At 39.0% G+C, this 21,306-nt stretch carries 30 protein-coding genes; 4 read left to right on the top strand and 26 right to left on the bottom strand.

What is annotated here, in order from left to right; all coding sequences use genetic code 11:
- The first annotated feature begins 219 nt into the window (after positions 1–219).
- Positions 220–960: a class I SAM-dependent methyltransferase gene (locus tag H6779_05180; protein ID USN87761.1), complete on the top strand. Its 741-nt coding sequence runs from the start codon at positions 220–222 to the stop codon at positions 958–960.
- A 45-nt stretch (positions 961–1,005) separates the two neighbouring features.
- Here the strand turns inward: H6779_05180 and H6779_05175 are convergent, their stop codons facing one another.
- Positions 1,006–1,662 carry a hypothetical protein gene (locus H6779_05175; protein ID USN87760.1) on the bottom strand — a complete coding sequence of 219 codons (657 nt, stop codon included), beginning with the start codon at positions 1,660–1,662 and terminating at the stop codon, positions 1,006–1,008.
- A gap of 90 nt (positions 1,663–1,752) precedes the next feature.
- On the opposite strand from H6779_05175, the gene H6779_05170 reads away from it, so the two are divergent.
- Entirely contained in the window at positions 1,753–2,565 is an 813-nt protein-coding gene (locus H6779_05170) for a GGDEF domain-containing protein (GenBank protein USN87759.1), read from the top strand.
- Between the two features lie 76 nt (positions 2,566–2,641).
- On the opposite strand, the gene msrB is transcribed toward H6779_05170, so the two are convergent.
- The 5 genes from msrB to H6779_05145 form a co-directional block, all read right to left on the bottom strand.
- Positions 2,642–3,829 carry a peptide-methionine (R)-S-oxide reductase MsrB gene (gene msrB / locus H6779_05165; protein USN87758.1) on the bottom strand — a complete coding sequence of 396 codons (1,188 nt, stop codon included), beginning with the start codon at positions 3,827–3,829 and terminating at the stop codon, positions 2,642–2,644.
- A 64-nt stretch (positions 3,830–3,893) separates the two neighbouring features.
- Positions 3,894–4,259: a DUF1304 domain-containing protein gene (locus H6779_05160; GenBank protein USN87757.1), complete on the bottom strand. Its 366-nt coding sequence runs from the start codon at positions 4,257–4,259 to the stop codon at positions 3,894–3,896.
- A 15-nt stretch (positions 4,260–4,274) separates the two neighbouring features.
- Positions 4,275–4,568, bottom strand: coding sequence for a hypothetical protein (locus tag H6779_05155; protein USN87756.1), 294 nt, complete (start codon positions 4,566–4,568; stop codon positions 4,275–4,277).
- A 4-nt stretch (positions 4,569–4,572) separates the two neighbouring features.
- The gene (gene radC, locus H6779_05150; protein USN87755.1) at positions 4,573–5,301 is read right to left on the bottom strand and encodes a DNA repair protein RadC; all 729 of its coding nucleotides are present in this window, start codon (positions 5,299–5,301) and stop codon (positions 4,573–4,575) included.
- Between the two features lie 67 nt (positions 5,302–5,368).
- Positions 5,369–6,352, bottom strand: coding sequence for a DoxX family membrane protein (locus tag H6779_05145; protein ID USN87754.1), 984 nt, complete (start codon positions 6,350–6,352; stop codon positions 5,369–5,371).
- A 161-nt stretch (positions 6,353–6,513) separates the two neighbouring features.
- Between H6779_05145 and H6779_05140 the strand changes: the two genes are divergently transcribed.
- Positions 6,514–7,116: an HAD-IA family hydrolase gene (locus tag H6779_05140; protein ID USN87753.1), complete on the top strand. Its 603-nt coding sequence runs from the start codon at positions 6,514–6,516 to the stop codon at positions 7,114–7,116.
- A 44-nt stretch (positions 7,117–7,160) separates the two neighbouring features.
- Here the strand turns inward: H6779_05140 and H6779_05135 are convergent, their stop codons facing one another.
- The 12 genes from H6779_05135 to H6779_05080 form a co-directional block, all read right to left on the bottom strand.
- Complete coding sequence (locus H6779_05135) at positions 7,161–7,394, bottom strand: hypothetical protein (GenBank protein USN87752.1); 234 nt, start codon at positions 7,392–7,394, stop codon at positions 7,161–7,163.
- A 2-nt stretch (positions 7,395–7,396) separates the two neighbouring features.
- The gene (locus H6779_05130) at positions 7,397–8,770 is read right to left on the bottom strand and encodes a F0F1 ATP synthase subunit beta (GenBank protein ID USN87751.1); all 1,374 of its coding nucleotides are present in this window, start codon (positions 8,768–8,770) and stop codon (positions 7,397–7,399) included.
- Complete coding sequence (locus H6779_05125; protein ID USN87750.1) at positions 8,767–9,618, bottom strand: F0F1 ATP synthase subunit gamma; 852 nt, start codon at positions 9,616–9,618, stop codon at positions 8,767–8,769. The genes H6779_05130 and H6779_05125 overlap by 4 nt, the downstream gene beginning before the upstream one ends.
- A complete protein-coding gene (locus tag H6779_05120) occupies positions 9,615–11,075 on the bottom strand; it encodes a F0F1 ATP synthase subunit alpha (GenBank protein ID USN87749.1) in 1,461 nt (486 codons plus the stop codon). Before H6779_05120 ends, H6779_05125 begins: the two co-directional genes overlap by 4 nt.
- The gene (locus tag H6779_05115; protein USN87748.1) at positions 11,072–11,440 is read right to left on the bottom strand and encodes a hypothetical protein; all 369 of its coding nucleotides are present in this window, start codon (positions 11,438–11,440) and stop codon (positions 11,072–11,074) included. Before H6779_05115 ends, H6779_05120 begins: the two co-directional genes overlap by 4 nt.
- Before the next feature lie 40 nt (positions 11,441–11,480).
- The gene (locus H6779_05110) at positions 11,481–11,696 is read right to left on the bottom strand and encodes an ATP synthase F0 subunit C (GenBank protein USN87747.1); all 216 of its coding nucleotides are present in this window, start codon (positions 11,694–11,696) and stop codon (positions 11,481–11,483) included.
- A gap of 64 nt (positions 11,697–11,760) precedes the next feature.
- Positions 11,761–12,504, bottom strand: a complete 744-nt coding sequence (locus tag H6779_05105; protein USN87746.1) for a F0F1 ATP synthase subunit A — start codon at positions 12,502–12,504, stop codon at positions 11,761–11,763.
- Positions 12,501–12,758, bottom strand: a complete 258-nt coding sequence (locus tag H6779_05100; GenBank protein ID USN87745.1) for an AtpZ/AtpI family protein — start codon at positions 12,756–12,758, stop codon at positions 12,501–12,503. Before H6779_05100 ends, H6779_05105 begins: the two co-directional genes overlap by 4 nt.
- A gap of 114 nt (positions 12,759–12,872) precedes the next feature.
- Positions 12,873–13,709 carry a hypothetical protein gene (locus tag H6779_05095; GenBank protein USN87744.1) on the bottom strand — a complete coding sequence of 279 codons (837 nt, stop codon included), beginning with the start codon at positions 13,707–13,709 and terminating at the stop codon, positions 12,873–12,875.
- A 69-nt stretch (positions 13,710–13,778) separates the two neighbouring features.
- Positions 13,779–14,297 carry a DNA-3-methyladenine glycosylase gene (locus H6779_05090; GenBank protein USN87743.1) on the bottom strand — a complete coding sequence of 173 codons (519 nt, stop codon included), beginning with the start codon at positions 14,295–14,297 and terminating at the stop codon, positions 13,779–13,781.
- A gap of 16 nt (positions 14,298–14,313) precedes the next feature.
- Positions 14,314–14,679, bottom strand: a complete 366-nt coding sequence (locus tag H6779_05085) for a hypothetical protein (GenBank protein ID USN87742.1) — start codon at positions 14,677–14,679, stop codon at positions 14,314–14,316.
- Between the two features lie 39 nt (positions 14,680–14,718).
- On the bottom strand, positions 14,719–15,237 hold the full coding sequence (locus H6779_05080) for a 3'-5' exonuclease (GenBank protein USN87741.1): 519 nt from the start codon (positions 15,235–15,237) through the stop codon (positions 14,719–14,721).
- Positions 15,238–15,323: 86 nt separating this feature from the next.
- Between H6779_05080 and tyrS the strand changes: the two genes are divergently transcribed.
- The gene (gene tyrS / locus H6779_05075; protein ID USN87740.1) at positions 15,324–16,520 is read left to right on the top strand and encodes a tyrosine--tRNA ligase; all 1,197 of its coding nucleotides are present in this window, start codon (positions 15,324–15,326) and stop codon (positions 16,518–16,520) included.
- Positions 16,521–16,524: 4 nt separating this feature from the next.
- On the opposite strand, the gene H6779_05070 is transcribed toward tyrS, so the two are convergent.
- From H6779_05070 to H6779_05035, 8 genes are all read right to left on the bottom strand, one after another.
- Positions 16,525–17,256 carry a glutamine amidotransferase gene (locus tag H6779_05070; protein USN87739.1) on the bottom strand — a complete coding sequence of 244 codons (732 nt, stop codon included), beginning with the start codon at positions 17,254–17,256 and terminating at the stop codon, positions 16,525–16,527.
- 42 nt (positions 17,257–17,298) lie between these two features.
- Positions 17,299–17,547, bottom strand: a complete 249-nt coding sequence (locus H6779_05065) for a YdeI/OmpD-associated family protein (protein USN87738.1) — start codon at positions 17,545–17,547, stop codon at positions 17,299–17,301.
- A gap of 73 nt (positions 17,548–17,620) precedes the next feature.
- Complete coding sequence (locus H6779_05060) at positions 17,621–18,025, bottom strand: hypothetical protein (GenBank protein USN87737.1); 405 nt, start codon at positions 18,023–18,025, stop codon at positions 17,621–17,623.
- Between the two features lie 49 nt (positions 18,026–18,074).
- Positions 18,075–18,491, bottom strand: a complete 417-nt coding sequence (locus H6779_05055; GenBank protein ID USN87736.1) for a hypothetical protein — start codon at positions 18,489–18,491, stop codon at positions 18,075–18,077.
- Between the two features lie 340 nt (positions 18,492–18,831).
- The gene (locus H6779_05050; protein USN87735.1) at positions 18,832–19,380 is read right to left on the bottom strand and encodes a disulfide bond formation protein B; all 549 of its coding nucleotides are present in this window, start codon (positions 19,378–19,380) and stop codon (positions 18,832–18,834) included.
- A 150-nt stretch (positions 19,381–19,530) separates the two neighbouring features.
- On the bottom strand, positions 19,531–19,935 hold the full coding sequence (locus tag H6779_05045) for a hypothetical protein (protein USN87734.1): 405 nt from the start codon (positions 19,933–19,935) through the stop codon (positions 19,531–19,533).
- A complete protein-coding gene (locus tag H6779_05040; protein USN87733.1) occupies positions 19,935–20,477 on the bottom strand; it encodes a hypothetical protein in 543 nt (180 codons plus the stop codon). The genes H6779_05045 and H6779_05040 overlap by 1 nt, the downstream gene beginning before the upstream one ends.
- Positions 20,474–21,190, bottom strand: a complete 717-nt coding sequence (locus tag H6779_05035) for a hypothetical protein (GenBank protein USN87732.1) — start codon at positions 21,188–21,190, stop codon at positions 20,474–20,476. The genes H6779_05040 and H6779_05035 overlap by 4 nt, the downstream gene beginning before the upstream one ends.
- Positions 21,191–21,306 lie beyond the last annotated feature (116 nt).

The following is a 21,306-nucleotide window of genomic DNA, read 5'->3' as shown; positions in this document are numbered from 1 at the left end:
TATTGCTGCTTACAATATAGAGAGAAAGTGGCTTTATACCACATGATTTATTATTCTAATTGCTTAATTCGGTCCTAAAAAATTATACTTTTAGGGCCGTAATTTTTAATATCCACCAATTTGCTTAACGTCACAATTAACAAATATCCTTGGTAGTTTTACATCTCACTTGTGTAATCCCTTTATGAAAAACGTTTTTTGTGTTCTAATACCCTACAAATGGCTATCAAACCTAACTTTACCCGCAAGAAAAAGCGCAAGCAGCACGGCGCCACCTTTTGGGATTCCGAATACAGCAAACCGGAGCACCTTAAGCTCTCCACCAAACCAAGTGCCGATTTGGAAAAATTCACTCGTTGGCTGGACAGGAGAAACAGGATGGACATTTTAGGTCCTGAAGCTAGCGTACTTGATGTTGGCTGTGGTAATGGCCGTAACCTCATCTACCTATCACAAACCTTTGGCTGCAAAGGTATTGGCTATGACGTATCAGCCGCTGCTATTTCCCAAGCGGTAGCTGCTTCAAAAGGACTGCCGCTGAGCTACAAAGCACGTAGTATCGCCGGAGCACTGGAAATTGAACCAGAATCACAAGACTTGGCACTTGATATGATGACTTCACACTTTCTTAATCAGGCAGAAAGACTAACCTTACGGGACGAAATCCACCGAAGCCTTAAGCCGGGCGGTTATCTCTTTATGAAAACTTTTCTTAAAGACGACGACCTCCATACCCGTCGCCTCTTAAAAGATCACGCCGCCACCGAAGAAGGAACCTACATCCACCCAGTCATGGGTGTAGCAGAATTTGTCTACAGCGAGGAAGAGTTGCTTAATTTTTTGTCTGAGAAATTTATCGTTCACAAAATCTACCGATCACACAAACACGCTTTTCGCGGTCGAGCTCGTAAACGTCGCACTATTACTGTTTATGCTGAAAAAGACCCCTATCAGAAGTAGACCAAAAACGGCCGGCAGCGTAGCTGCCGGCCGTTTTTGGTCTACTTACTCACCATACCTCATCTCCATCTCCCGCATCATTGCCTCCATATCAATGGTACCGCTCGCCTCACCATTATTATAGATATTTCCGTACTCCATACCGGTATTCGTCACATCTCCAAAATCTCTAAAAATAATGTCTTTAGGCTCTTCAAAGATACTACTATCAACATTCATCCAAGGATGACAATCATACTCGACATTTTTATCAAGTGGCACCGCCTCTCTGGTCTCCACTTCACTATCTTCAACCTCACCAACCATCATTTTCATCCCATATTTTTGCCCATCGATTTCAGACCAAGTGTACATCACCCCGTCTTTCATGATCATTGATGAAACAATCTGCATGCCTGAATCAGTAAAAACAAAGTCTCCACGCAAGCGCTCTTGACTGGTAAAGTACGAACCTTCAACCACTCCTGCTGACACATCATCTTTTTTATACTTAATGGTACACTCTAGGTTTTCGTTACGCATTAAAAGATCATTCAAAGTACCTTGTCCTAATAAGTTTTTCTTTTCCTCCATCTGCTCCTTGGTCACAACTTCGCTTATACCGTTACTCAAATTTTCTGTTCTGTTAGCACCAACTACCAAAAAGTAAGCGATAACCAGAATCACCACCGCCGCCACTATAATAATATTTCTTTTAGTCATACATTTAAATAAATGCTAATAATTACTCTTAAGCATAGCAGAGAATGTTTCGTCGGAAAACTGGTTGTAGGTACAAAAAAGCTCTAGTCAATGTATGTTATTTATGGTATTGTCCAAACGGACTTAAACATTCAGGGAGAAGATCTCATGAACCAATCAGGTTGTAGTAGGAAAATCAGTCATGGTGATCCTAGCAAGCGAGTGTATAAATTTGCGCAGAAATGTGATTTGAACAAAGAAGAAGTGGACTATTTGTACACACAAAGACTACTCTATATGAAAGAATTGTATGGAGATCTGGTGAAACCAAAATGTCCACTGCTCAATAGGCAAATCTGGGATGATATTCTTAAGGAGCTTCAAATAATCCATTTAAAAAAGCAGCTTGAACAAGCCTTGAGAATCGATCCTTTAACAGAGATGAGTAACCGCAAGTTTTTTGACGAGCAAATGTTAGAGTTTGCACAACACCTTCACAGTAATGGTAGCCCGACTTCATTAGTCCTGGTTGACATAGATAATTTTAAAACCATAAACGACACTCTTGGTCATCCTTTTGGAGATCTGGTAATTAAAGCTGTTGTGAAGTGTATAACCAGCAACATCAGAGATCATGATGTAGCTGCTCGTTATGGCGGTGAAGAATTTGCAGTCATTGTAGACGGTGATCGCGAAGCTGCCAGCAAAATAGCTGAACGTATTCGTCAGGATGTAAGCAAGATAGACACATCCAGGCTAAACGGCTCAGAAATCAAACGCGAAGTAACCATAAGCTGTGGGGTTGCAAGTTTTATAAAAACCAATAGGAGCACTGAAACGGTTAATAGTGTCATCAAACGAGCAGACGAAGCTTTATACAAAGCCAAAAATACAGGTAGAAACCGTACCGTCATAAGTGAGTGACAGTATAGATAATGCCATCTGAACCCCATCCAAAGTGGGGTTCTCTTTTTACCTTCACCGTCCTCCCTATCTTTCTCTACTCAAAAAGCGGTAACAAATACCCATAACCCTCATTTTCCATATCAGCTAGAGGAACAAATTTCAAAGCAGCAGAATTCATACAATACCGCTTACCACCCCGATCAGTAGGACCATCGTCAAACACGTGTCCAAGGTGTGAATCCGCATGTGCAGAACGTACTTCAGTGCGCGAAGTAAATAAAGTATTATCTTCTTCCAGCGTAACCGCCTCATCTGAAATCGGCTTTACAAACGACGGCCAACCGGTACCGGAGTCGTACTTATCAGTGGACAAAAACAATGGTTCGCCCGACACAATATCTACATATACTCCCTGCTCATAATTCTTATCATAAACATTAGTAAATGGTCGCTCAGTACCCTCCTTTTGCGTCACTTTGTACTGTAAATCGGTCAACACGGAACGCAGTTCAGCTTCAGACGGCTTTTGGTAACCATCCCAGTAATTTTCATTGTAGATAACCTTGGCACTGTCCTTTACTGGTAAATCAGTCACCGAAAATTCGCCAGCTGCGTCACCCCAGTGCTTTTCGATAAAGTTGTCCCTGCCTGATGAACTACGATAAAACTTATAACGAAGAGGATTCTTCTTGGCGTAATCCTGATGATATTCTTCTGCTGGCCAAAATTGCACTCGCGGTATAACAACAATCGGCAGCGGATCAGCAAAAACATGCAATCCATCAATTGCTTTAATTACCGCTAAAGCGGTGGTTTTTTCCTTTTCGTTTTCATAATAAATCGCTGGTGTGTACTGAGGACCGCGGTCATAAAAAGACCCTTCAGCATCAGTTGGATCGCCGTGTTTAAGGATATGCTCTACCAAATTGGCGTAGCTAACCTGGGTTGGGTCATAAGTTACCAGCACCACCTCTCTATGTCCACCAGCAGCGTAATTTTCATAAGTAGGATTCTCAGTTGACCCACCAGCATAACCAGACTCGACATTGATAACTCCCTTCACTTCCTCTAGATCATGCTCCACACACCAAAAGCAGCCGTTAGCCAACAGTGCCGTAGCAGTGGCAACGCTCTGAGAATCGGTAGGAGTTTCTATTTGATTGTTAGTTATATTTTGCATTGGATTGGTATTATTGACAGGTGATTTAGCTGACAGGAACCAGATGATTATAATAACGGCCACAGCCAGTATCACTATAAAAATTAAATTCTTATCACTCATGTATATATTATAAACATCTACGTACAGGAAGTAAAGTCAACTTTACATTATAAAAGTAACTTGACTAAAGATACCAGATGGCTGCCAAGGCCAGAATTGCCGGCAGAGCTTGCATCATAAAAACTCTTTTCCCTAGCGACATTGCCCCAAAAGTCCCCGCCACGATTACACAAACCAAGAAGAAAACACTGATTCTGGTGTGCCACAAGGGATCAGAAATAAAAAATGTCCAAATCAAACCGGCCGCTAAAAAACCGTTGTACAAGCCTTGGTTTGTCATCAATACTTTAGTCGGTAACTGAAAAATTTCGGGTAACTCTTGTTTATATAAAACAGTTATGGCTTTTGACCACCCAAAAAACTCAAACCAAAAAAAGTACAAGTGAGTGATAGCTACTAATCCAATTAGCACCTGAGGTACGCTTTCCATAAACAAATTATAGCACTACTCTAGATCAGCTTTATTGTTATTTTTTCGTGTTATATCAAAATTATCATTCAGATAAAGTAAGTCTTTCTTCATTCGTTTTAATACGTTTAATTCATAGTCCAAGCTACCACCGTAATCTTGTTCCCCTACCTTCTCTTCTATAAAACCGAGTATTGTAGCTAGAGTAGAAAAATAGTCACCACTTTTAACATGAAAATTCAAACGTGTATCCTCTTCATTTTCGGCATCACGAACCAACCAATAAGCAACTTTTATTTGGTAAGAAAAGTCATTCTCAATAACAGACATAATACTACTTAGACAACATACTACTAAAACCATCGACCGTTACAATCACATGATCAATAAGCTCGATCCCCAATAACTGACCGGCTTCCTTGACTTGCGCCGTGACCAATACATCTTCTTGGCTTGGTGATAATACTCCGGAAGGATGATTGTGGACCAAAATAAGAGCAGAAGCTGAGTAAGAAAGAGCCGGTCTAAATACTTCCCGAGGATGAATGATATTGGCGTCGACGGTTCCTATAGAAATCACTTCATCGTGCACTACCTGATAATGACTATTTAGATAAATGCCCCGTAAATATTCTTTTGGCAAAGCCCGCATATCTGCTACATAGTCAAATACATCTTTGGCCGTTCGTATAACTGTTGCTCCGTTTTTCTTTTTCTCAAAGAAACGTCTACCGAGTTCACCAACAGCGATGATTTGCAGTGCTTTTATTAACGGTATCTCTAAGTTCTCGGCCAAGGTTTTAGCATCTGTTTGAGTAAAAATATTGCGCTCACCGTATTCTTGCACCAATCTGTTTGCCATACTAAAAACCTCTTCTTTTTTTGTACCTTGACCTAATACAATTGCCAATAACTCCACAGCGGTTAAAACAGACGGACCATGTTTGACTAATTTTTCCCGCGGTTTCTCATCAGCCGGTAAGTCACGTATGGTCAGAACATATTTTTGGTCTGAACCGCCCACAATTAACGGTTTACTAGAAATAACATAATTCGTACTCATAGTAATAGTATAAACCGCCTAGCCGAAGATTTCAGCCGTAAAATTGACCAGGTGGTACTAACTTGCACTAAACCCTAACCTTGGAATCATTATATCTATGGAAGAACATAAATCTTCCGCCACTTCCGAATATCAAAAGCAAAACTACAGCGGCAAAGTGCGGTAAGTGGCCAGCCAGCTCAATTGGACCTAAAATAAAGAGCGGTATAGTAAATATAATTGCAATTACCAAAGCCACTATGCGAGTCATCAGACCGAGAATCAACAGTAGCCCTAGCAAGATTTCAACCGAACCAGCCGAAAGTACAAATAAATAATCAGAGTATGGTAAACCAAGAGCCTGCATAAAGTTCCAGTCGTGCAACTTTAAGAAGTTCATTCCAAATTCGGGTGATAAAAGTTTTTCAGTAAAACCAAGAGTTACCAGTGTCGCACCAGTCCCTAACCTAAGAATAGACAACGCATATCTATTAAACGGCTTGAACACCTTTTTGAAGTACGAAAACGAAATAAGGGAGAAGTAATCATTACCCATAATCGCTATAAAGATTGCCGTGGACAAAACCCAAACATCCTCCAAGGCCGAAACATAACCAAGATAATAGAAAGTAGACAACCAAGTCAGAGCCAAGATAATTGCAGAAGTCCGAGTGGCAATCCCTAATAAAAACGCTAGACCTATAAATATCTGCACTACTATTAAGTAATACGGTACACCGGCTTCAATTGACTGATTTGGGGAAAATAAATATTCATGTGTCCCAGCAATCAAAAAGAAACTACCAGCCACCATCGTAAAGGTGGAAGCCGCTCTTTCATAAGCATGTGGTTTTTTAGGTTTTAGCCAAGCCAAGCGTAAAATTCCCTTTTCATGAAATTTAACCGCCATGTATAAAATAGTAATAGCGATAACAGCCCACACTGCCAAATATAAGACGGTCGGTTCGGTAGTATGGAACGGTTCTAATTCTTCTTCAGCAAACCATCTGGTATGGGCGGAAACAAAAAATGGTAGACACAATAAACCAAAGGCAACCAACATTTTTTTCATAAGCAGTATTGTATATATAGTACGCTATAAAACCTCGGGTAAAATACACTTGTCCACGCTTTTAAAAGTAATTTTCAATGGCTATATGCCACTTCTGACATTTACAATCTTGATATTTGCCAGTAACCTATTACAAACGAGATGGAGCATAAGATATATCTATGAAAAATAAGAAAGAAATACTGATTTTTGATTTTGATGGCGTAATTGGAGATACGTTTGAATTCAATTACGAAATAATCAAAGAATTGCACCCAGAGGTCCAAGAGAGTAGGTATAGAATTGATCATCATATGGGAAATGTTTATGAAAACCCTAGCGTTTCCTTTACAAAAGAAACAAAAGAATCCTTTTTTAAACAATATAGTGAGAGATTAACAGCCGACCACATTAAAAATTTTCTCCCACATGTAGAGAAGTTGTACTCAAAATATGCTATGCATATAGTGTCTAGTAATTCTGAATCAGCTATAAGTCGAGTACTAGAGGACGCCGGTATAAGAGACTATTTTGGTCATGTACTAGGCAAAGAAACTCATGAGTCTAAAGTTGAAAAGTTTAAGCATTTGGCACAAATGGAAGGAATAAGGTTGAGAGAAGCATTGTTTATTACTGATACTCTTGGTGATCTGAATGAGGCAAACAAGGTATCGTTAGTATCATATGCTGTTAGTTTTGGATATCATCCAGATTATATACTCAAGAAAGGTCACCCAAAAGAAATCTTTTCAAGCTGGGAAGAAGCTATTCAATTCCTTTTATAAACTTTTTATACATTCAGCTTTCACTTTTGTAGACTTTCGCTACATTACTGCAATATAGTTATAATATCTTTCTTAACAGCGCAAATCCCCGACACCAGGCTATACTTCCCTTCTTTACTATCCTTATCAGTTACCACCAACACACCTTCGGTTGTTGCTCCATAATACTCAGCATGACCTGGTCTAATTTCAATTTGACCGGATGGTGTGGGAACAGTAACTTTTGCTATTTCATCAATGACTGTAGTTTTTGTAGCGGTTGATATTGTACATTTCATAATCAACTTTTTTTCTTTTTTGGTAAAGAGCCTATCATATACAAAGATTCTAGAGGTTCTTCATCAAATTCTCCAGCTAATATCTTTTCGCAACCAGTCAGCGCCTCATCCAAAGAAACTGAGACACCAGGCTTACCAGTAAAGTGCTCGGTAACATGTAGTGGTTGTGTAAAGAACCTTTGTAATCTTTCAGCGCGCTTAGCAACCACTTGATCGGCCTTAGATATCTCCTCAATTCCTAAAATAGCAATAATGTGAGATAATTCTTCGTATTTTTGGAAGGTCACTAAAATATCAGTTGCTATCTTATAGTGCCGTTCACTAACAAAATCCGGATCGAGAGCAGCCGAGCTGGACTTTAGTACGTCAATAGCAGGGTAAATACCTTTTTCTGCCACCTTTCTAGATAAAACTATAGAGGTATCGAGATGAGAGAATATAGTAGCTACCGCTGGATCAGTAATATCGTCAGCTGGTACATAAACCGCCTGCAAAGAAGTTATATGCTTACCATTAACACTTTGAATTCTCTCTTGTAAACTCGCCATTTCGTATTCCAAAGTTGCCTGATAGCCGAGTTCGGACGGTACATGCCCCAACATGGCCCCCACCTCCATACCAGCCATAGAATGACGAAATATATTATCAATAAAAAGAAAAACGTCTCTATCTAAGTGGTCACGAAGATACTCAGAAGCAGTTACAGCCGTGAGACCAATACGTGACCTAACTCCCGCTGATTTATCCATCTCACCCAGATACAATACGGCATGCTCCATGATACCGAGCGATTTTAGAGTACTGTACATGTCATTACCTTCACGGATACGTTCACCAATTCCCGCAAATACCGCTGCACTGGACTTAGCCATACTGGTGTTATGTATAAGTTCAGTCATAAGTACAGTTTTTCCAACCCCAGCCCCACCAAAAAGACCAACTCGATCACTAAAACGAAAAGGAGTTAAAACATCGATAACCTTAATGCCAGTTTCAAATATACCCACTTCAGCCTGACCGGCTGCTAAGTTAGCCACAGATTCTGACTTGTGTATTGGTAAATAATGCTCCATATCACAAACAGAACCATCAATTGTCTCACCAAAGACATTAAAAGCATGTCCGATCATGTTTGGACCAAAAGCCGCCCTAATTGCATCATCAACCAATTCCACTGCTTCACCTTGTTTTAAAAGCTCAAATGGCGACAAAGCTACTGTTCTAGCCGTAGTGGAATCATATTGCTCTACCACCTCCAACCTTACGCCAGACGAAACACTCTGGAGCAATGAGTGCTGCCTAGGCGCACCACCATCACAAGTGACACTAACCACTCCACCCTGAATACTTGTAATTGTCCCAACTATATTACTCATACACCTTTTAAGATAGCGAATTGCTCTAGTTGTTTTTCTGTATTAAGCCTTCTCCTTTCTCGTCTAAAGCTTCGACCTTCAGCTTTAATTAAATCCTCAGTCTTAACAGCCGCATGCTCCAATGTAATAGTCCGCGCCGCATGTTCCGACACCGCGGTTTCCAATAAGACCTGGTAAATTACCCCAGCCAAATATTTCTCAGACAAAATACTTACTAGCTCACTAATTGAACCATCAACTATCGGATATCCAACAGATTCTTCTTTAGCTTCACCGGCATCACTTAGTAAAACCGGCAACAGAGTAAGCTTAAGCGGAACTTGTTCAGTAACTGAATTCGAATGAAGGTACATAAGATCTATAATATCGTAAGTTCCGTTGGTAACAAAATTATTAAGATCGGTAGCTAAAGTATTGATTTCCGCATCAGTGGATTCAAGAAGTGATAATTCGCGAAACGAAATAGAGCCTACCCTTTCTGTAGACCACATAACCTTACCCTTACTACCGAGAACTAGCAGATCTTCACCGGCAGCAAATGAGTCGGTTACCGATTTATGCAACTTGTGCCACATATCACCAACCAAACCAAGCTGACCGGTAACAACTACTGTTAACTTTTTCTTGTCTACCGACGAATTTGCGGAAGCTGGAACATTTAACTTACTATCTAAAAATGACAGTCGTCGGTATAAGCCAGAGAGAAGTTTAGCCCTATTTTCTGCTTCCTTTATCTGCTTTTTTAGATTATGAAGCTTCCCGGTCGAAATCTTTTCGAGGGTTTTTATGGTTTCTGAAACATCTTGGTATCCAGCGACTGTTTGTTTATATTGTAAGTAACTTTTCATACAGATTTTTTTTGCACCACAAATTCTTCCTTAAAATCAGCGACAATGGCTTTAATTGTTTCCTTCAATTCATCATCAAAAACACCGGACGCGATACTTCCCAAAACTTTTTGATAACGACTTCTAAGCAAATCTAAAAACAGATGCATGAAGTCAGCCCACTCCTCCTCCACTAAATCATCAAAATGACCATTCTCTACTGCATAAAATAAAACAGTTTGTTCAGGGTAGGTGACTAAGGTGTGCTTTGGTTGAGTCAAAATTTTAAGTAACAGATCACCACGGTGAATGTTAACTCTAGCTTCTTCGCTAACTACCGTTTCTAGCTGTGAGAGTTTTTGTAATTCCTTGTGTTGCGCTAAGGCCAAACGAATCCCTCCTAAAACTGATTTAAGAACCGGTGGCTGAACTACCGCCCCAACCCTAGATACTGACAACCCGACATTTACCGCCGGTAAAAACTTTTTTCTAAACAAACCATGCTCCAGATAAATTTGACCATCAGTAATGGAAATAATGTTGGTTGGTATAAAAGCTGTAATATCACCTTCCAACGTTTCCACGATAGGCAAGGCTGTTAGAGATCCGCCGCTTTGATCATCAGACAATTGTGCCGCTCGCTCAAGCAAAGTGGCATGGAGAGCAAAAACGTCACCAGGGTAAGTTTCGCGACCAGGTACACGCTTTAGAACAAGCGAAATGTCTCGATAAACCTTGGCGTGTTTGGACAAATCATCATAAACAATCAGAGCGTCGCGACCAGTGTTGCGAAAATGCTCAGCCAGAGTACAGCCGACAAACGGAGCCAAGTATTGAGCTAAGTACGAATCACTGGCCAAAGCGGCCACAACAGTCGTATAGACAGTAGCGTTATTTTTTTCAAGCTGATTTTTAAGTTCCACCAACTTAGTGGTACGTTGACCACATAAAACATAAATACAGTACACTGGCTCTTCAGCGTTTTTTTGATTTAAAACTATATCAGTGGCAATAGTACTTTTCCCTAACTTCCTGTCTCCAATTATAAGCTCACGCTGTCCGCGACCAAGTGGCAAAGTGGCATCGATGATCTTAATTCCGGTTATTAACGGTCTGGTAATAGGCTTGCGGTGAATTATTGGCGGAGCCTGTAAAAATACCGACATTTCCTTCCCCTCAGGGATTGGCGCAAATTCATCAATTGGTCGCCCTAGTCCGTCAACCACTCGTCCCAACCAAGCGTCTGAAACTGAAATTGAAAATGGGTGACCACTGGCATAAACCGGTTCTGCGATATTAAATTTTTCATCAATAAACAGTGCTTCCACGTGTTTGGAAGTAAATCCGATTACTACTGCCGCCGGCTCACCGTTTTTATCGTTTAGTACTTCATGTATGGAAACTCCAACCAAACCCTCAACAGTCGCTACACCAGCGTAAAAAGTTACAATTTTTCCTGAGTCAGCTACTTTAGTCATATTTTATCTATTTCACTTAAACGCTGGCGGATTTGAGCTAAAACCGCCGCCTTCTCTCGCTCAGTTTCTTCTTTTGCTCTCTCTTTTACCTCGACAGCAATCTCTTCAGCTTCAGCGATTATTGATTTAGCCTTGTTTTTTACTCTAGTTTCATAGCGTTTTTGCTTACCTTCTAGTTTCTTTTCTTTCTCTACTAGCGCTATCTCAGCCTCTTTTACCCTAGCAATAACATCTTCGTCCTGTTCAATCCGCCTTATCAGAGGCTTATATACAAGCCTTGTCAAAACCCACAACAAAAGCGCAAAATTAACAATTTGCGCAATTAACAACCATATATCTATCCCTAAAATACCTAAAAGCTGCATATACAAAAAAGAAGCAAAATTCTTTTAGCGCAACAAGCGCTTAAGCAACAAACTTTTGGATCAAAGCAACAACCAATACGTAAATAGCGATAGCTTCGGCAAAGGCGATAGCAATTATCATCGCCACCTGGATTTTATCGGCAATCTCGGGATTTCTTGCCATCGCCAAAAGCGCCGCTGCACCTATCATACCGATAGCTAGTGCCGGACCAATTGCACCAATTGCCATAGTGAATGCTGATGGATCTTGTGTCATAAAAAATTAATTTCCCCTACTACAATAATCAGTATAACAAACCAAGCTAGCCATTTTGAAAAAGTTATCCTCTCAAATCACTCTGCACACTAAGCCTGATGAAGGTAAGAGTTAGTATACAGAAGATAAAGGCCTGAATAACACTAACAAACACCTCCAACACCATAAACGGTACCGGTAATATATAAGGGACTAAAAAGGCGATGACGATCAACAACACCTCTCCCGCAAACACATTTCCAAACAAACGAAAAGAAAAAGACAAGGCCCGCAACAGCTCAGACAACGCTTCAAACAAACCTAGAATGAATGGCAAGATACCGGTAAAATTTAAAAATCTTTTTACATAACTAACAAACCCTAAAGTCTTTATGGAAAAATACTGAATAGAAAATACCGCTATCAAAGCCAAGGCCGTGGTAGTAGTCAAATCACTGTTGGGCGAACGAAATAAAGACAAATAATCTTCACCCACCACAACATACAAAGAACCTAAAAATCCTGGCAGTAAAGCAATTAAATTAGTGGTAAAAATAAACAAAAACAAAGTAGCCATGAGCGGCAGCAAACGACGTGAGAGTTTTCTATCTCCAGTTATAGCGTCAGCCAACTTTAATAACTCATAGATCACAATATGCCACCCTTTAACAAAGACGTTTTTATTTACATCAGATTTATAAAGTACCTTGAACAACAAGGCGGCAAAGATAAGTAGTAAACTGGCTATGACAGTAGTCAAAAAGGTATTGGTAACTGATAGCCCAAAAATCTCAAGTACATATTCGGCTTGTAAGTTAATATCTATCATGTATTTTCCAGCTCATTTCCACTTTTAGTTTCAGTTGATTTTGTTAATGGCTTTACCATTATATATGACTCATAAACACCAGTAACAACACCAACAATGATCCCAAGTAAAAGAAAAATCGGACCCTTACCGGTAACACTGTCAAGCCACAACCCAACCCCCAAAAAACCCACCACTGAAGAAACAATCAGAAAGCCTAGCTGTAAAGCTAATGACAGAGCATAGGGTAACTTAAAGCTGGTTTCCTTTGTCATACAAAAAATCTTTAAATTTATTTTAACATATAGAGCTTTGCAAGATTTCTTAAAGAACAAAAAACACCCCAATCAGGGATGTTTTTACTTATATTTTATTTAGTCTAGTTTAATCTAGGAATTCAACTTCAAAGCTGCCACCACGCGCGCCACAATACTTGCTTTAGCGGCCGGTGTGACAGCCTCCCCTTCCGCCGTTACCAACACTTCGTCATCAATTTCTGGCAATAAAATCTCTGTCAAAGCTTCTTCTTGCACTTGTTTGTCTACCTTGAAGAAAATACGGTGCCAAGGATAACGAACTTTGACTTTCCCATGCTCACCATCGCCAAAAGTAACAGTGGTCTCTTGTTCAATTTCGGACTTGAAAAGACCAAGGAATTTAGCTGGTACATTATACTTAACACTCACACTTTTTTCTGTAACTTCAATATCTTCCACCTCCTCATCTTCTACCATAACGCCCTTTGCAAAATTCTCTAGATCCTGATTGGACTTCACTTCAGCATGAGTCTTTACAGTAGTCAGAAACTCTCTTTTCTCTTCTGGATCCCAACCTCGTATTTCTTTAGCTGAGACAGACACCATTGAAGCATGCCCCATCCCTTCCCCATCTTCACCCTCTTCACCTTCTTCCTTGTCCTCTTTGCTCTTGTCAGCTGATTTTTGTTCTCCAACACCGATATTTATATCCTCGGTTCCACCAACCTCAGCATTGTCTCTTGAACCAGACATATTAGCTTCAATAGTAGTTTTAGTATCTATCTCAGCCACCGTACCACTATCACTATCATCAGTGAAGTCAGTATCATGAGCAGATACAGCTCCATCCACACCACTGCCAACCTCCACTTCCAGTACACCACGCTCATGAGCATAAGCTGGATAACTAAGAACTAATAGTCCTAATAAGATAACACTAAGAGAGACTCTGTTTACAATATAATTCATAAATGTAATTTTATGCTGACAATTTATATTCAATAATGATATCAAAAATAACCAAAACATTCTTCAATTTCATTCACTGTCAATCACGAATCTTAGGTGCTTATCTGCCCATACTTTGGCATAGGAGACACCAATACGAGGTGTGACTTGGTGAGAAGGAGGCGCGGCCGTAGGCCGCGCCTCCACCCACAACCCACTCTCTTCCCCTAATGATAATCCACTTTTCTCTTTAGTAATAGCAAGTACCTTGGTAAGCTTCCCGGGGCCATCATACTTACCAGCTCCACGTATCAACACCGCCGCTCCATCAGCACCGGTCACAAAATTCAACATATGATACATACCATAAATCAAATACACATAGATCACCCCAGCCGGACCATACATAACCTCAGTCCGCTTAGTCCGTCCTTTAGACGAATGACTAGCTAGATCATGTGGTCCCATATAGGCTTCGGTCTCAGTAATCGGCAGTCGCACCACCTCATTCCCTACCCGTACGCAAAGTATCGTCCCCAAAAGCTCTTGCGCCACCACATCCGCCTCCCGCTCAAAAAACTTTTTTGGTAACTTTATCCCTTTTTTCATTTTTTAAATGCAATTTCTAGCTAATATTTTCTAGATAATTGGTTATTTTTTCGATAAAATCATCAGAATTTTCATATTCTAAAAACTCTCCAGACAAAAACTTTAATGAGCCAGGCACTTTATTACCCTTTTTATATATAAACAAAAGCGGAATTCCAAAGGACTCAGCCCAACCAATCTCTATCCCACTACCAGTTGAAGGAAAAGATACTTCAGCAATAAATAAATCACTAGACTTTATTTCCTCTTTAGAATTAATATTCTGTCCGCCTTCGTGTGGTAAAACAAATTTATGTTCACTATTTAATCTAGACTGACGTATAGGAATATATAAATCATTTTCATAATCTAATTGATTTGAGTGGGATACGTATATTTTCATAACTTGTTTTCCTGTAATAGTTATTCAAGATTTCTCACACTAATTATTTTTCTTTTCTAGAATTATACGTAAAACTTCAGCCGCAATACGACAATCCTCTAGCGCATTATGTAGCCCGCGTGGTTTTATGCCAAATTCTCTAAATATAGGATCAGAGCGATAGTCACCCTGATATTCTTGTTTTAGTAAATAAGTATAGGCAATTGGCCATATGTCTAAAATACGAAAATCATACTCTTTAAATTCAAAGCCGGCCTCAGCTAACAACTTCTTAAGATGGCTTATATCAAGATCTTGCACAAAAGCTGATAAAAACACATCTGTACCAAATTTTTCATAAAACACCTTTCCTACGTCAGCTTGTTTCGGTGCGCCATCAATCATGTCTTGCGAAATACCAGAAACAGAACTTACATAGCCATCTAAATCAGCATAAATATAAGAAAGAAAATGATCTTTCTCTTCTAACGTTTCTTTATCTAATAAAACCGCACCGATTTGGACAGGCTTCTTTAAGCCTTCAAAATCAATTATCAAAATGTCTTTTGGGAATTTCATGACAATTAGTATATCAAAACTACACCAAGCCGCATTTCAAACACTCACCGTTATATGCTATATTGAAATTCATTAAATTAAACATCATGGAAGTAAATACTGACAAAAACAAGATCGAGGAATTACTCCAAAGATCAGTTAAAGAGATTTTACCAAGCAAAGAAGAGCTTAGAGGAAAGCTTTTGTCTGGACAACGCTTAAAAATGTACATTGGTACCGACGCGACCGGCACCTCCCTACACATCGGTCATGCAACCAATTACCTTATACTTGAAAAATTTCGTCAGCTCGGCCACGAAATCATCTTTTTAATTGGTGATTTTACCTCTCGAATCGGTGACCCCACCGACAAAAGTGACAGCGCGCGCAAGCAACTTACCCGAGAAGAAGTAGTAGAGAACACCAAGTCCTGGCTGAATCAGATCAGACCAATTATAGATATCGATAACAAAGAAAATCCGGTCACTATTTTGTACAACCACGATTGGTTGGCCGCCCTTAATTTTGAAGATATTATAGGTCTAGCTTCACACTTCACTGTCCAGCAGATGATTGAACGCGACATGTTTGAAAAACGCTTAGCTGAAAATAAGCCACTTTATTTGCACGAACTTTTCTACCCACTAATGCAAGGCTACGACTCAGTCGCTATGGAAGTTGATATGGAAGTCTGTGGCTCTGATCAAAAATTCAACGCTCTGGCTGGTCGCACTCTGCTAAAAAAGCTCAAAGATAAGGACAAATTTGTTTTTATAACCACTCTCTTAGAAAACCCAAAAACTGGTGAAAAAATGATGTCAAAATCACAAGGTACCGGTGTTTTTCTCGACTTTGACGCCGAAACCATGTATGGAGCCATCATGGCCCAGCCAGACGAAAACATGCATCAGCTCTTTATTGACTGCACCAACGTGCCCTTAAGTGAAATTTCTGGAATTTTTGCCAAAGAAACCAATCCGCGTGATACAAAGATGAGGTTAGCTCATGAAATAACCAGTATGTACCACGGAGCAAACGGGGCCAAACAGGCAGAAAATCATTTTGTCGAAACCTTCCAAAAAGGTCAGGTTCCTGAAGACATACCGGAGTTTTCAGCTCCGTATGTAGATAACCTCTTAAGTGAGAAGATTGTAGAATCCAAGAGTGAATTAAGACGTCTCCTGCAGGCCGGTAGTATTAGAGACATGGAAACCGGTGAAAAAATTGCCGAATTACCAGGCCAGGTCACAAAACCAACTGTACTAAAAATTGGCAAAAGACGATTTGTAAGACTTCTGCCTTAAATAATTACTTTCGAAATATCTCCACAAATCGACGCAATATTTCTTGAGCATGCGGAGTATCTTCTTTCTCTACCGCTTCTATCAACTTTTCAGCATCTTCAGCCGGGAAATATCCGTGGTGTTTGTAGATATTGATACGAACAGTAAAACCCTCGGCATCACCCTCAGGGTGAAACTGGGTAGCGTAAACATTGTTCTTAACTCGAAACATCTCTACTGGACAAGTAGCACTAGAGGCCAATAATACGGCGCCTTTAGGAGTCGAATCACACGCCTCTTTATGTCCCACTAACACCCGAAAAGTCTCTGGTAGACCGACCAGCAACTGATCTTTCTTCCCTTCTTCAGTCAAAATAATATCAACTCCACCCACCGCTTCGCCATACTTTTTAGAAATAGTCGCTCCACAATAATTGCCCAAAAGCCCATTACCGGAGCAAGCCCCAAGAAAAGGAAAATCCCTCCCAATTACTTCGTCAAACAATTTTTTAAAATCAGCCTCGATCTTCTTCTGGACAGCACTTTTTTTGTCTTCTGGAGTGCTGATATCAAACGGACTCCCACCAACAATAATCGCTGAGTAATTATCTAAATTTAGTTCTGGAATACCATTTTTCTCAATGCGAATCCGCTCAGTTTCTTCGGCCTTAAGACCACCAAACTTCAAAAAAGCTTCGTATTCATTATCTGAAGTTTCGTCTTCGGGACGTAATTGTAAGATTAAAAACTTTTTCATACCCTATGTTACTAAATAAGTTTGAAAATTAAAAGTTTAAAATTAGCGATGTGAGCAGCCTGGCCAGCAACAAGGACGTCGTTTACCATGAGTGATATCATGACTCATTCTTTTTATATGGTCCTTTCTAGTTTCTGACTTTTTGACCGAAATTGTCCAACAAATCCACTCATTCCGCGCCAATGGAGTAAGACTATTCCACGCTTCACTTATCTTTTCAGAAGCAGTGAGGGCCTCTCTCATGTCTTTAGGTACAGTATGCACCACACCACTAGCGATTTTTGTTGCCATTAATATAAGTTTAGCAGATTTAAATCACTTTGACTCAGGTTAATGTAAGTTAATAAAATACCTAAATAAAACATTACAGACTCTCCCTAAACTCCTTCACCTCATCTTCCATTTCCACTTCCAATTTATCTATCGAAATTATGGTATGAGGCTTATCTGTTTTAAAGTACTTCACCGGTTTTCCTTGCTCTTTAGCGATCTGCACTTCAGCCAAAACCCCGTTACTAACCGGACCAAACACCCAGATTTCATCACTCCGCCTGACCATACTGTTGTTACCCTGTCGCACCAGATCCCGATCAACAACATCAAGCATAAAGTAGTCAAACACCATAAAAGGATTCAGTGGTACAGCGCTCTGCTCCAACACGTATTTTGAAATAAACATTCGGTAATAAAACAAATGCTTAGACATGGCCGTATAGACCAAAGGCCATTCTTCTTTTAGTTCTAAAGCTTGGTGCGAGAAGTTGTTCATTAGTTTGTATTATAACAAAAAATCAACAGGGATCTTATTGGATGCAAAACTACTTTATCAACCCCAAATCACCGTTAATAACCTTTAAGTTCATAGCCTCTAGCTCATCCCGATAAGAAACTTCTGGCAATGGATTCAAAACAAACATAGGTTTACCTAGAACGTGAGCAAATCCCATCTCAAGAAAGGTATTTCCACCAATATAATTTTCTTTCCCCCCCTTCTCTGTATTTATAATAAGTACATAATCGCTATCCTGTATCCTTTTGTAGTAGCGAGTAATTAAATCCATATCTATTTTATTCTGCATTCTTTCAGTCTCACTTATATGTTTATATCCGTTATCAATATATTGTTGAACACCAAAAGGAATTTCTACTGCAAAACCCATTTTTTCTAAATCTTTTTTAATAGGTAAAACGTCACCAGATACTGATATTGAACAGCAAATTATTATCCTTTTCATGCTGTGATTATATATTAACTTTGAGCTAGAGCCAATTTTACTAAATACATAATTAAATTAACAACTCAATACATAACAATCAATCGTGTATAATAGTAAGAGTGACGGTCGAATTTTATTCGTATATAAAATTTAGAATAAATATATGGAAGATCGTGAAGAGAACCCAGCTGTTGAACCCGACGATGGAGTTGGACAGCCTGAAGGTGATGATGTGGCAGGAAGCGGCAACGAATAAGCGCATTAAAAAAACAACCGTTCATCCGGTTGTTTTTTAATGCGCTAATTTTATTTTCCCTAGCCTGTTTAGTTCTAAGGATAAAAACGAAAAAGTGAAGACCTATTCTCTCCCTCCCCTCCGCATATTCAAATACACCACAATCAAGAAAGCGAAAGTTATCGCGGACAATAGCGGGAAGGTCACAAAGCCGAACATATCAATCACCTTAGTCGCACAGTCAGCCGAACCATCAGCCAAGCAAGGCATGACGCCGTTAGCCAATTCTTCTTTTGGTTGCATTTGGTAGATGTAGTGATAGACAGCGACCACAAAACCAAATACCGACAAAGCAATACTGTATAGCGGGAAAAATACGCGCTCCTTCATTCTGAAAGCCATCACCGAAAGCAAAGCCTGCGGATACATGGCAATCCGTTGCAACCAACAAAGTGAACATGGCACAAAACCAAAATACTCCGAGTATAGAAGTGTAATAGCTACACTACCGATAGTAGTCACCATAACAATCGACCAAGCAAACCGAGCCAGCCAACGGTCAAAAAACTTACTTTGGTTATAGAAATAATCTACATACAAGCCAATGGTCACCACCGCCAAAACGAGTCCACCAGAAGCAAACAAAAGATTAAGAGTGTTTAGTAAGGACATATTTTATTTGAAATTATTACTGTTAGTATACGTGTGTACATTATAGTAATTTAGGTAGGGGTTTATTGCAATAAGAGTAGAGAGTAGATTTTAGTTGCTTGTTGTTTTTTACCTATTTGTAATTTAAAACCAAGTAATAAAAAAGCTAATCTATGGATTAAGCACTTTTAAAATCCTCGTTACTTTTTTAATCGCAATTTTGTTTTTCTTATTTAATTCGGGAAAATCATCTTCGTAGTCCGCTATTACTCTAGAATTCCTGCAAGACTCAAGATCTCGGGCTATATTGTTAATAACAGGATCTGTATGGTCTTTGCAAAATTGTATCAGATCAGCATGGGAACCCGTAAGAGGTTTACCTGTTTTAGAATCTCTTAAGTACGGGAAAGAATAGCCTAGGGTTTTTGCGTGAGAAAGAACTAAATTATAAGCTGAATAATATACTCTACTGACCGACGACCTTTGCTGTGCTTCAGTTAAATTATTTGTTACAACTGTAGAGTCATCTCTTAAAACTTTTGCTAACTCTAAATAATTATTCCAATCAAAAGACATTATACAAAATCAAAATTTATTAGATTATTGGACAAATCAGGGTTTTTATACTTAAAATCATCATCTATCTCTATTGAATCATCTACATCAATTTCTTCGTTCAAATTAAATTCAACTAGTACAAACTCCTGCTTACCTGATTCATCAGCTAAAACCCTCAAACATATACTCTCTATCAAATCTTGATAATCTGCCAGAGCAAGTGTTATCAACTTGGTTAATTTACCAAAAATACTTCTGTTTTTAATCAAAAAACTTCTAACTTTTTCTGGTTTTATTATTGAATTTTCAATTTGAAAAGCATCTAAATAATTTGAAACTATTTTTTTATTTAGCTCAGACGCTTTTTTTCCTCTACTAATATCGGTATCAAAAATAGGACCCTCTGGCTTAAATGAATGTACGTAATCATAACGATTTGTATAAATAAACCTCTTAGCATAAGGACTAGGTATGCCAGCAGTACTATCATTTACAAAAAAATCTCTGAAAGCTGTCTTGCCAGATGTATTGTAAGAATAATTCTGTATAGCTAGACTCATATAATAATTTTTAGGATTCTTAAAACTTCACCTACCTTAATAAGTTTTTCTGATTCATCAATGTATAATTTAACAAAGTCCTTATCAATAATATTCTCTGAAGCTCTTGTGTTAAAATCTTGATTTATCATAATACCTTGTACCGGCTCTTGTTTTTCCTTACTGGCAGTTCCAGACCCAATTGCAATTAAGTTGTTTGATAAAACTTTACCCACATTTATTTTGTTAGTATTTCTAGCAAAGAATGAATTTGAATCTCCAGGATTTATATCTACGATATCTGAATTTAAAACGTTGTGAGATACAGTTTTTAGATTATTATTTACGTAAATATAAGCAACAACAAAGCCCATCCACTTTACACCCAAAGAAGATGTTGTTATTTCTGTAATCTGTAACGCTTTTGCTAAGAAATCTTCTTTTGTGTCAGAAAATGCAATCTCGTTAAGTGTTGCATGTCTATAGAAGTCTATTCTGCCTCTGGCTATATTTAACTGATATTTACCATCTTCTGACACAGCCTGAACCACAGGAGAATCTAATAATTCTCTATCGTTACTTACAAATGGTACTGGATTAATATCGGGAGAATCACCAAAAATACCCTTCATTTTGGTATTCAAATCAACATAATGGTTTTCAGGTGAGAGTAAAGGCTTTTCAAAGCTCAGAGCTATATGACTCGAAAGAAAAACCAAAGAATTATCTTCCATATATATCTAATATACGCCATAATTATAAATTGTAAACTCACAGACAAGGTAAAAGTTTAAATGGTGGTATATCCGTCATCTTTGATATATACATAATGATAAATGGGATAAACGCA

It is taken from the genome of Candidatus Nomurabacteria bacterium (assembly GCA_023898525.1).
Taxonomy (GTDB): domain Bacteria; phylum Patescibacteriota; class Minisyncoccia; order Phycocordibacterales; family UBA918; genus OLB19.
The sequence above is the reverse complement of the archived record's forward strand: the minus strand, read 5'-3'. Positions and strand labels throughout refer to the sequence as shown.

Coding starts and splice junctions, on each gene's coding strand:
- H6779_05125 (USN87750.1), bottom strand. CDS start 9,618: ATGAAAAGTTACTTACAATATAAACAAACAGTCGCTGGATACCAAGAT.
- H6779_05040 (USN87733.1), bottom strand. CDS start 20,477: ATGAGTCTAGCTATACAGAATTATTCTTACAATACATCTGGCAAGACA.
- H6779_05085 (USN87742.1), bottom strand. CDS start 14,679: ATGAAAATATACGTATCCCACTCAAATCAATTAGATTATGAAAATGAT.
- H6779_05105 (USN87746.1), bottom strand. CDS start 12,504: ATGATAGATATTAACTTACAAGCCGAATATGTACTTGAGATTTTTGGG.
- H6779_05140 (USN87753.1), top strand. CDS start 6,514: ATGAAAAATAAGAAAGAAATACTGATTTTTGATTTTGATGGCGTAATT.
- H6779_05175 (USN87760.1), bottom strand. CDS start 1,662: ATGACTAAAAGAAATATTATTATAGTGGCGGCGGTGGTGATTCTGGTT.
- H6779_05060 (USN87737.1), bottom strand. CDS start 18,025: ATGAACAACTTCTCGCACCAAGCTTTAGAACTAAAAGAAGAATGGCCT.
- H6779_05115 (USN87748.1), bottom strand. CDS start 11,440: ATGCAGCTTTTAGGTATTTTAGGGATAGATATATGGTTGTTAATTGCG.
- tyrS (USN87740.1), top strand. CDS start 15,324: ATGGAAGTAAATACTGACAAAAACAAGATCGAGGAATTACTCCAAAGA.
- H6779_05050 (USN87735.1), bottom strand. CDS start 19,380: ATGTCCTTACTAAACACTCTTAATCTTTTGTTTGCTTCTGGTGGACTC.
- H6779_05145 (USN87754.1), bottom strand. CDS start 6,352: ATGAAAAAAATGTTGGTTGCCTTTGGTTTATTGTGTCTACCATTTTTT.
- H6779_05070 (USN87739.1), bottom strand. CDS start 17,256: ATGAAAAAGTTTTTAATCTTACAATTACGTCCCGAAGACGAAACTTCA.
- H6779_05090 (USN87743.1), bottom strand. CDS start 14,297: ATGAAAAAAGGGATAAAGTTACCAAAAAAGTTTTTTGAGCGGGAGGCG.
- radC (USN87755.1), bottom strand. CDS start 5,301: ATGAGTACGAATTATGTTATTTCTAGTAAACCGTTAATTGTGGGCGGT.
- H6779_05130 (USN87751.1), bottom strand. CDS start 8,770: ATGAGTAATATAGTTGGGACAATTACAAGTATTCAGGGTGGAGTGGTT.
- H6779_05155 (USN87756.1), bottom strand. CDS start 4,568: ATGTCTGTTATTGAGAATGACTTTTCTTACCAAATAAAAGTTGCTTAT.
- H6779_05135 (USN87752.1), bottom strand. CDS start 7,394: ATGAAATGTACAATATCAACCGCTACAAAAACTACAGTCATTGATGAA.
- H6779_05160 (USN87757.1), bottom strand. CDS start 4,259: ATGGAAAGCGTACCTCAGGTGCTAATTGGATTAGTAGCTATCACTCAC.
- H6779_05180 (USN87761.1), top strand. CDS start 220: ATGGCTATCAAACCTAACTTTACCCGCAAGAAAAAGCGCAAGCAGCAC.
- H6779_05110 (USN87747.1), bottom strand. CDS start 11,696: ATGACACAAGATCCATCAGCATTCACTATGGCAATTGGTGCAATTGGT.
- H6779_05045 (USN87734.1), bottom strand. CDS start 19,935: ATGTCTTTTGATTGGAATAATTATTTAGAGTTAGCAAAAGTTTTAAGA.
- msrB (USN87758.1), bottom strand. CDS start 3,829: ATGAGTGATAAGAATTTAATTTTTATAGTGATACTGGCTGTGGCCGTT.
- H6779_05095 (USN87744.1), bottom strand. CDS start 13,709: ATGAATTATATTGTAAACAGAGTCTCTCTTAGTGTTATCTTATTAGGA.
- H6779_05065 (USN87738.1), bottom strand. CDS start 17,547: ATGGCAACAAAAATCGCTAGTGGTGTGGTGCATACTGTACCTAAAGAC.
- H6779_05100 (USN87745.1), bottom strand. CDS start 12,758: ATGACAAAGGAAACCAGCTTTAAGTTACCCTATGCTCTGTCATTAGCT.
- H6779_05170 (USN87759.1), top strand. CDS start 1,753: ATGTATGTTATTTATGGTATTGTCCAAACGGACTTAAACATTCAGGGA.
- H6779_05035 (USN87732.1), bottom strand. CDS start 21,190: ATGGAAGATAATTCTTTGGTTTTTCTTTCGAGTCATATAGCTCTGAGC.
- H6779_05120 (USN87749.1), bottom strand. CDS start 11,075: ATGACTAAAGTAGCTGACTCAGGAAAAATTGTAACTTTTTACGCTGGT.
- H6779_05080 (USN87741.1), bottom strand. CDS start 15,237: ATGAAATTCCCAAAAGACATTTTGATAATTGATTTTGAAGGCTTAAAG.
- H6779_05055 (USN87736.1), bottom strand. CDS start 18,491: ATGAAAAGGATAATAATTTGCTGTTCAATATCAGTATCTGGTGACGTT.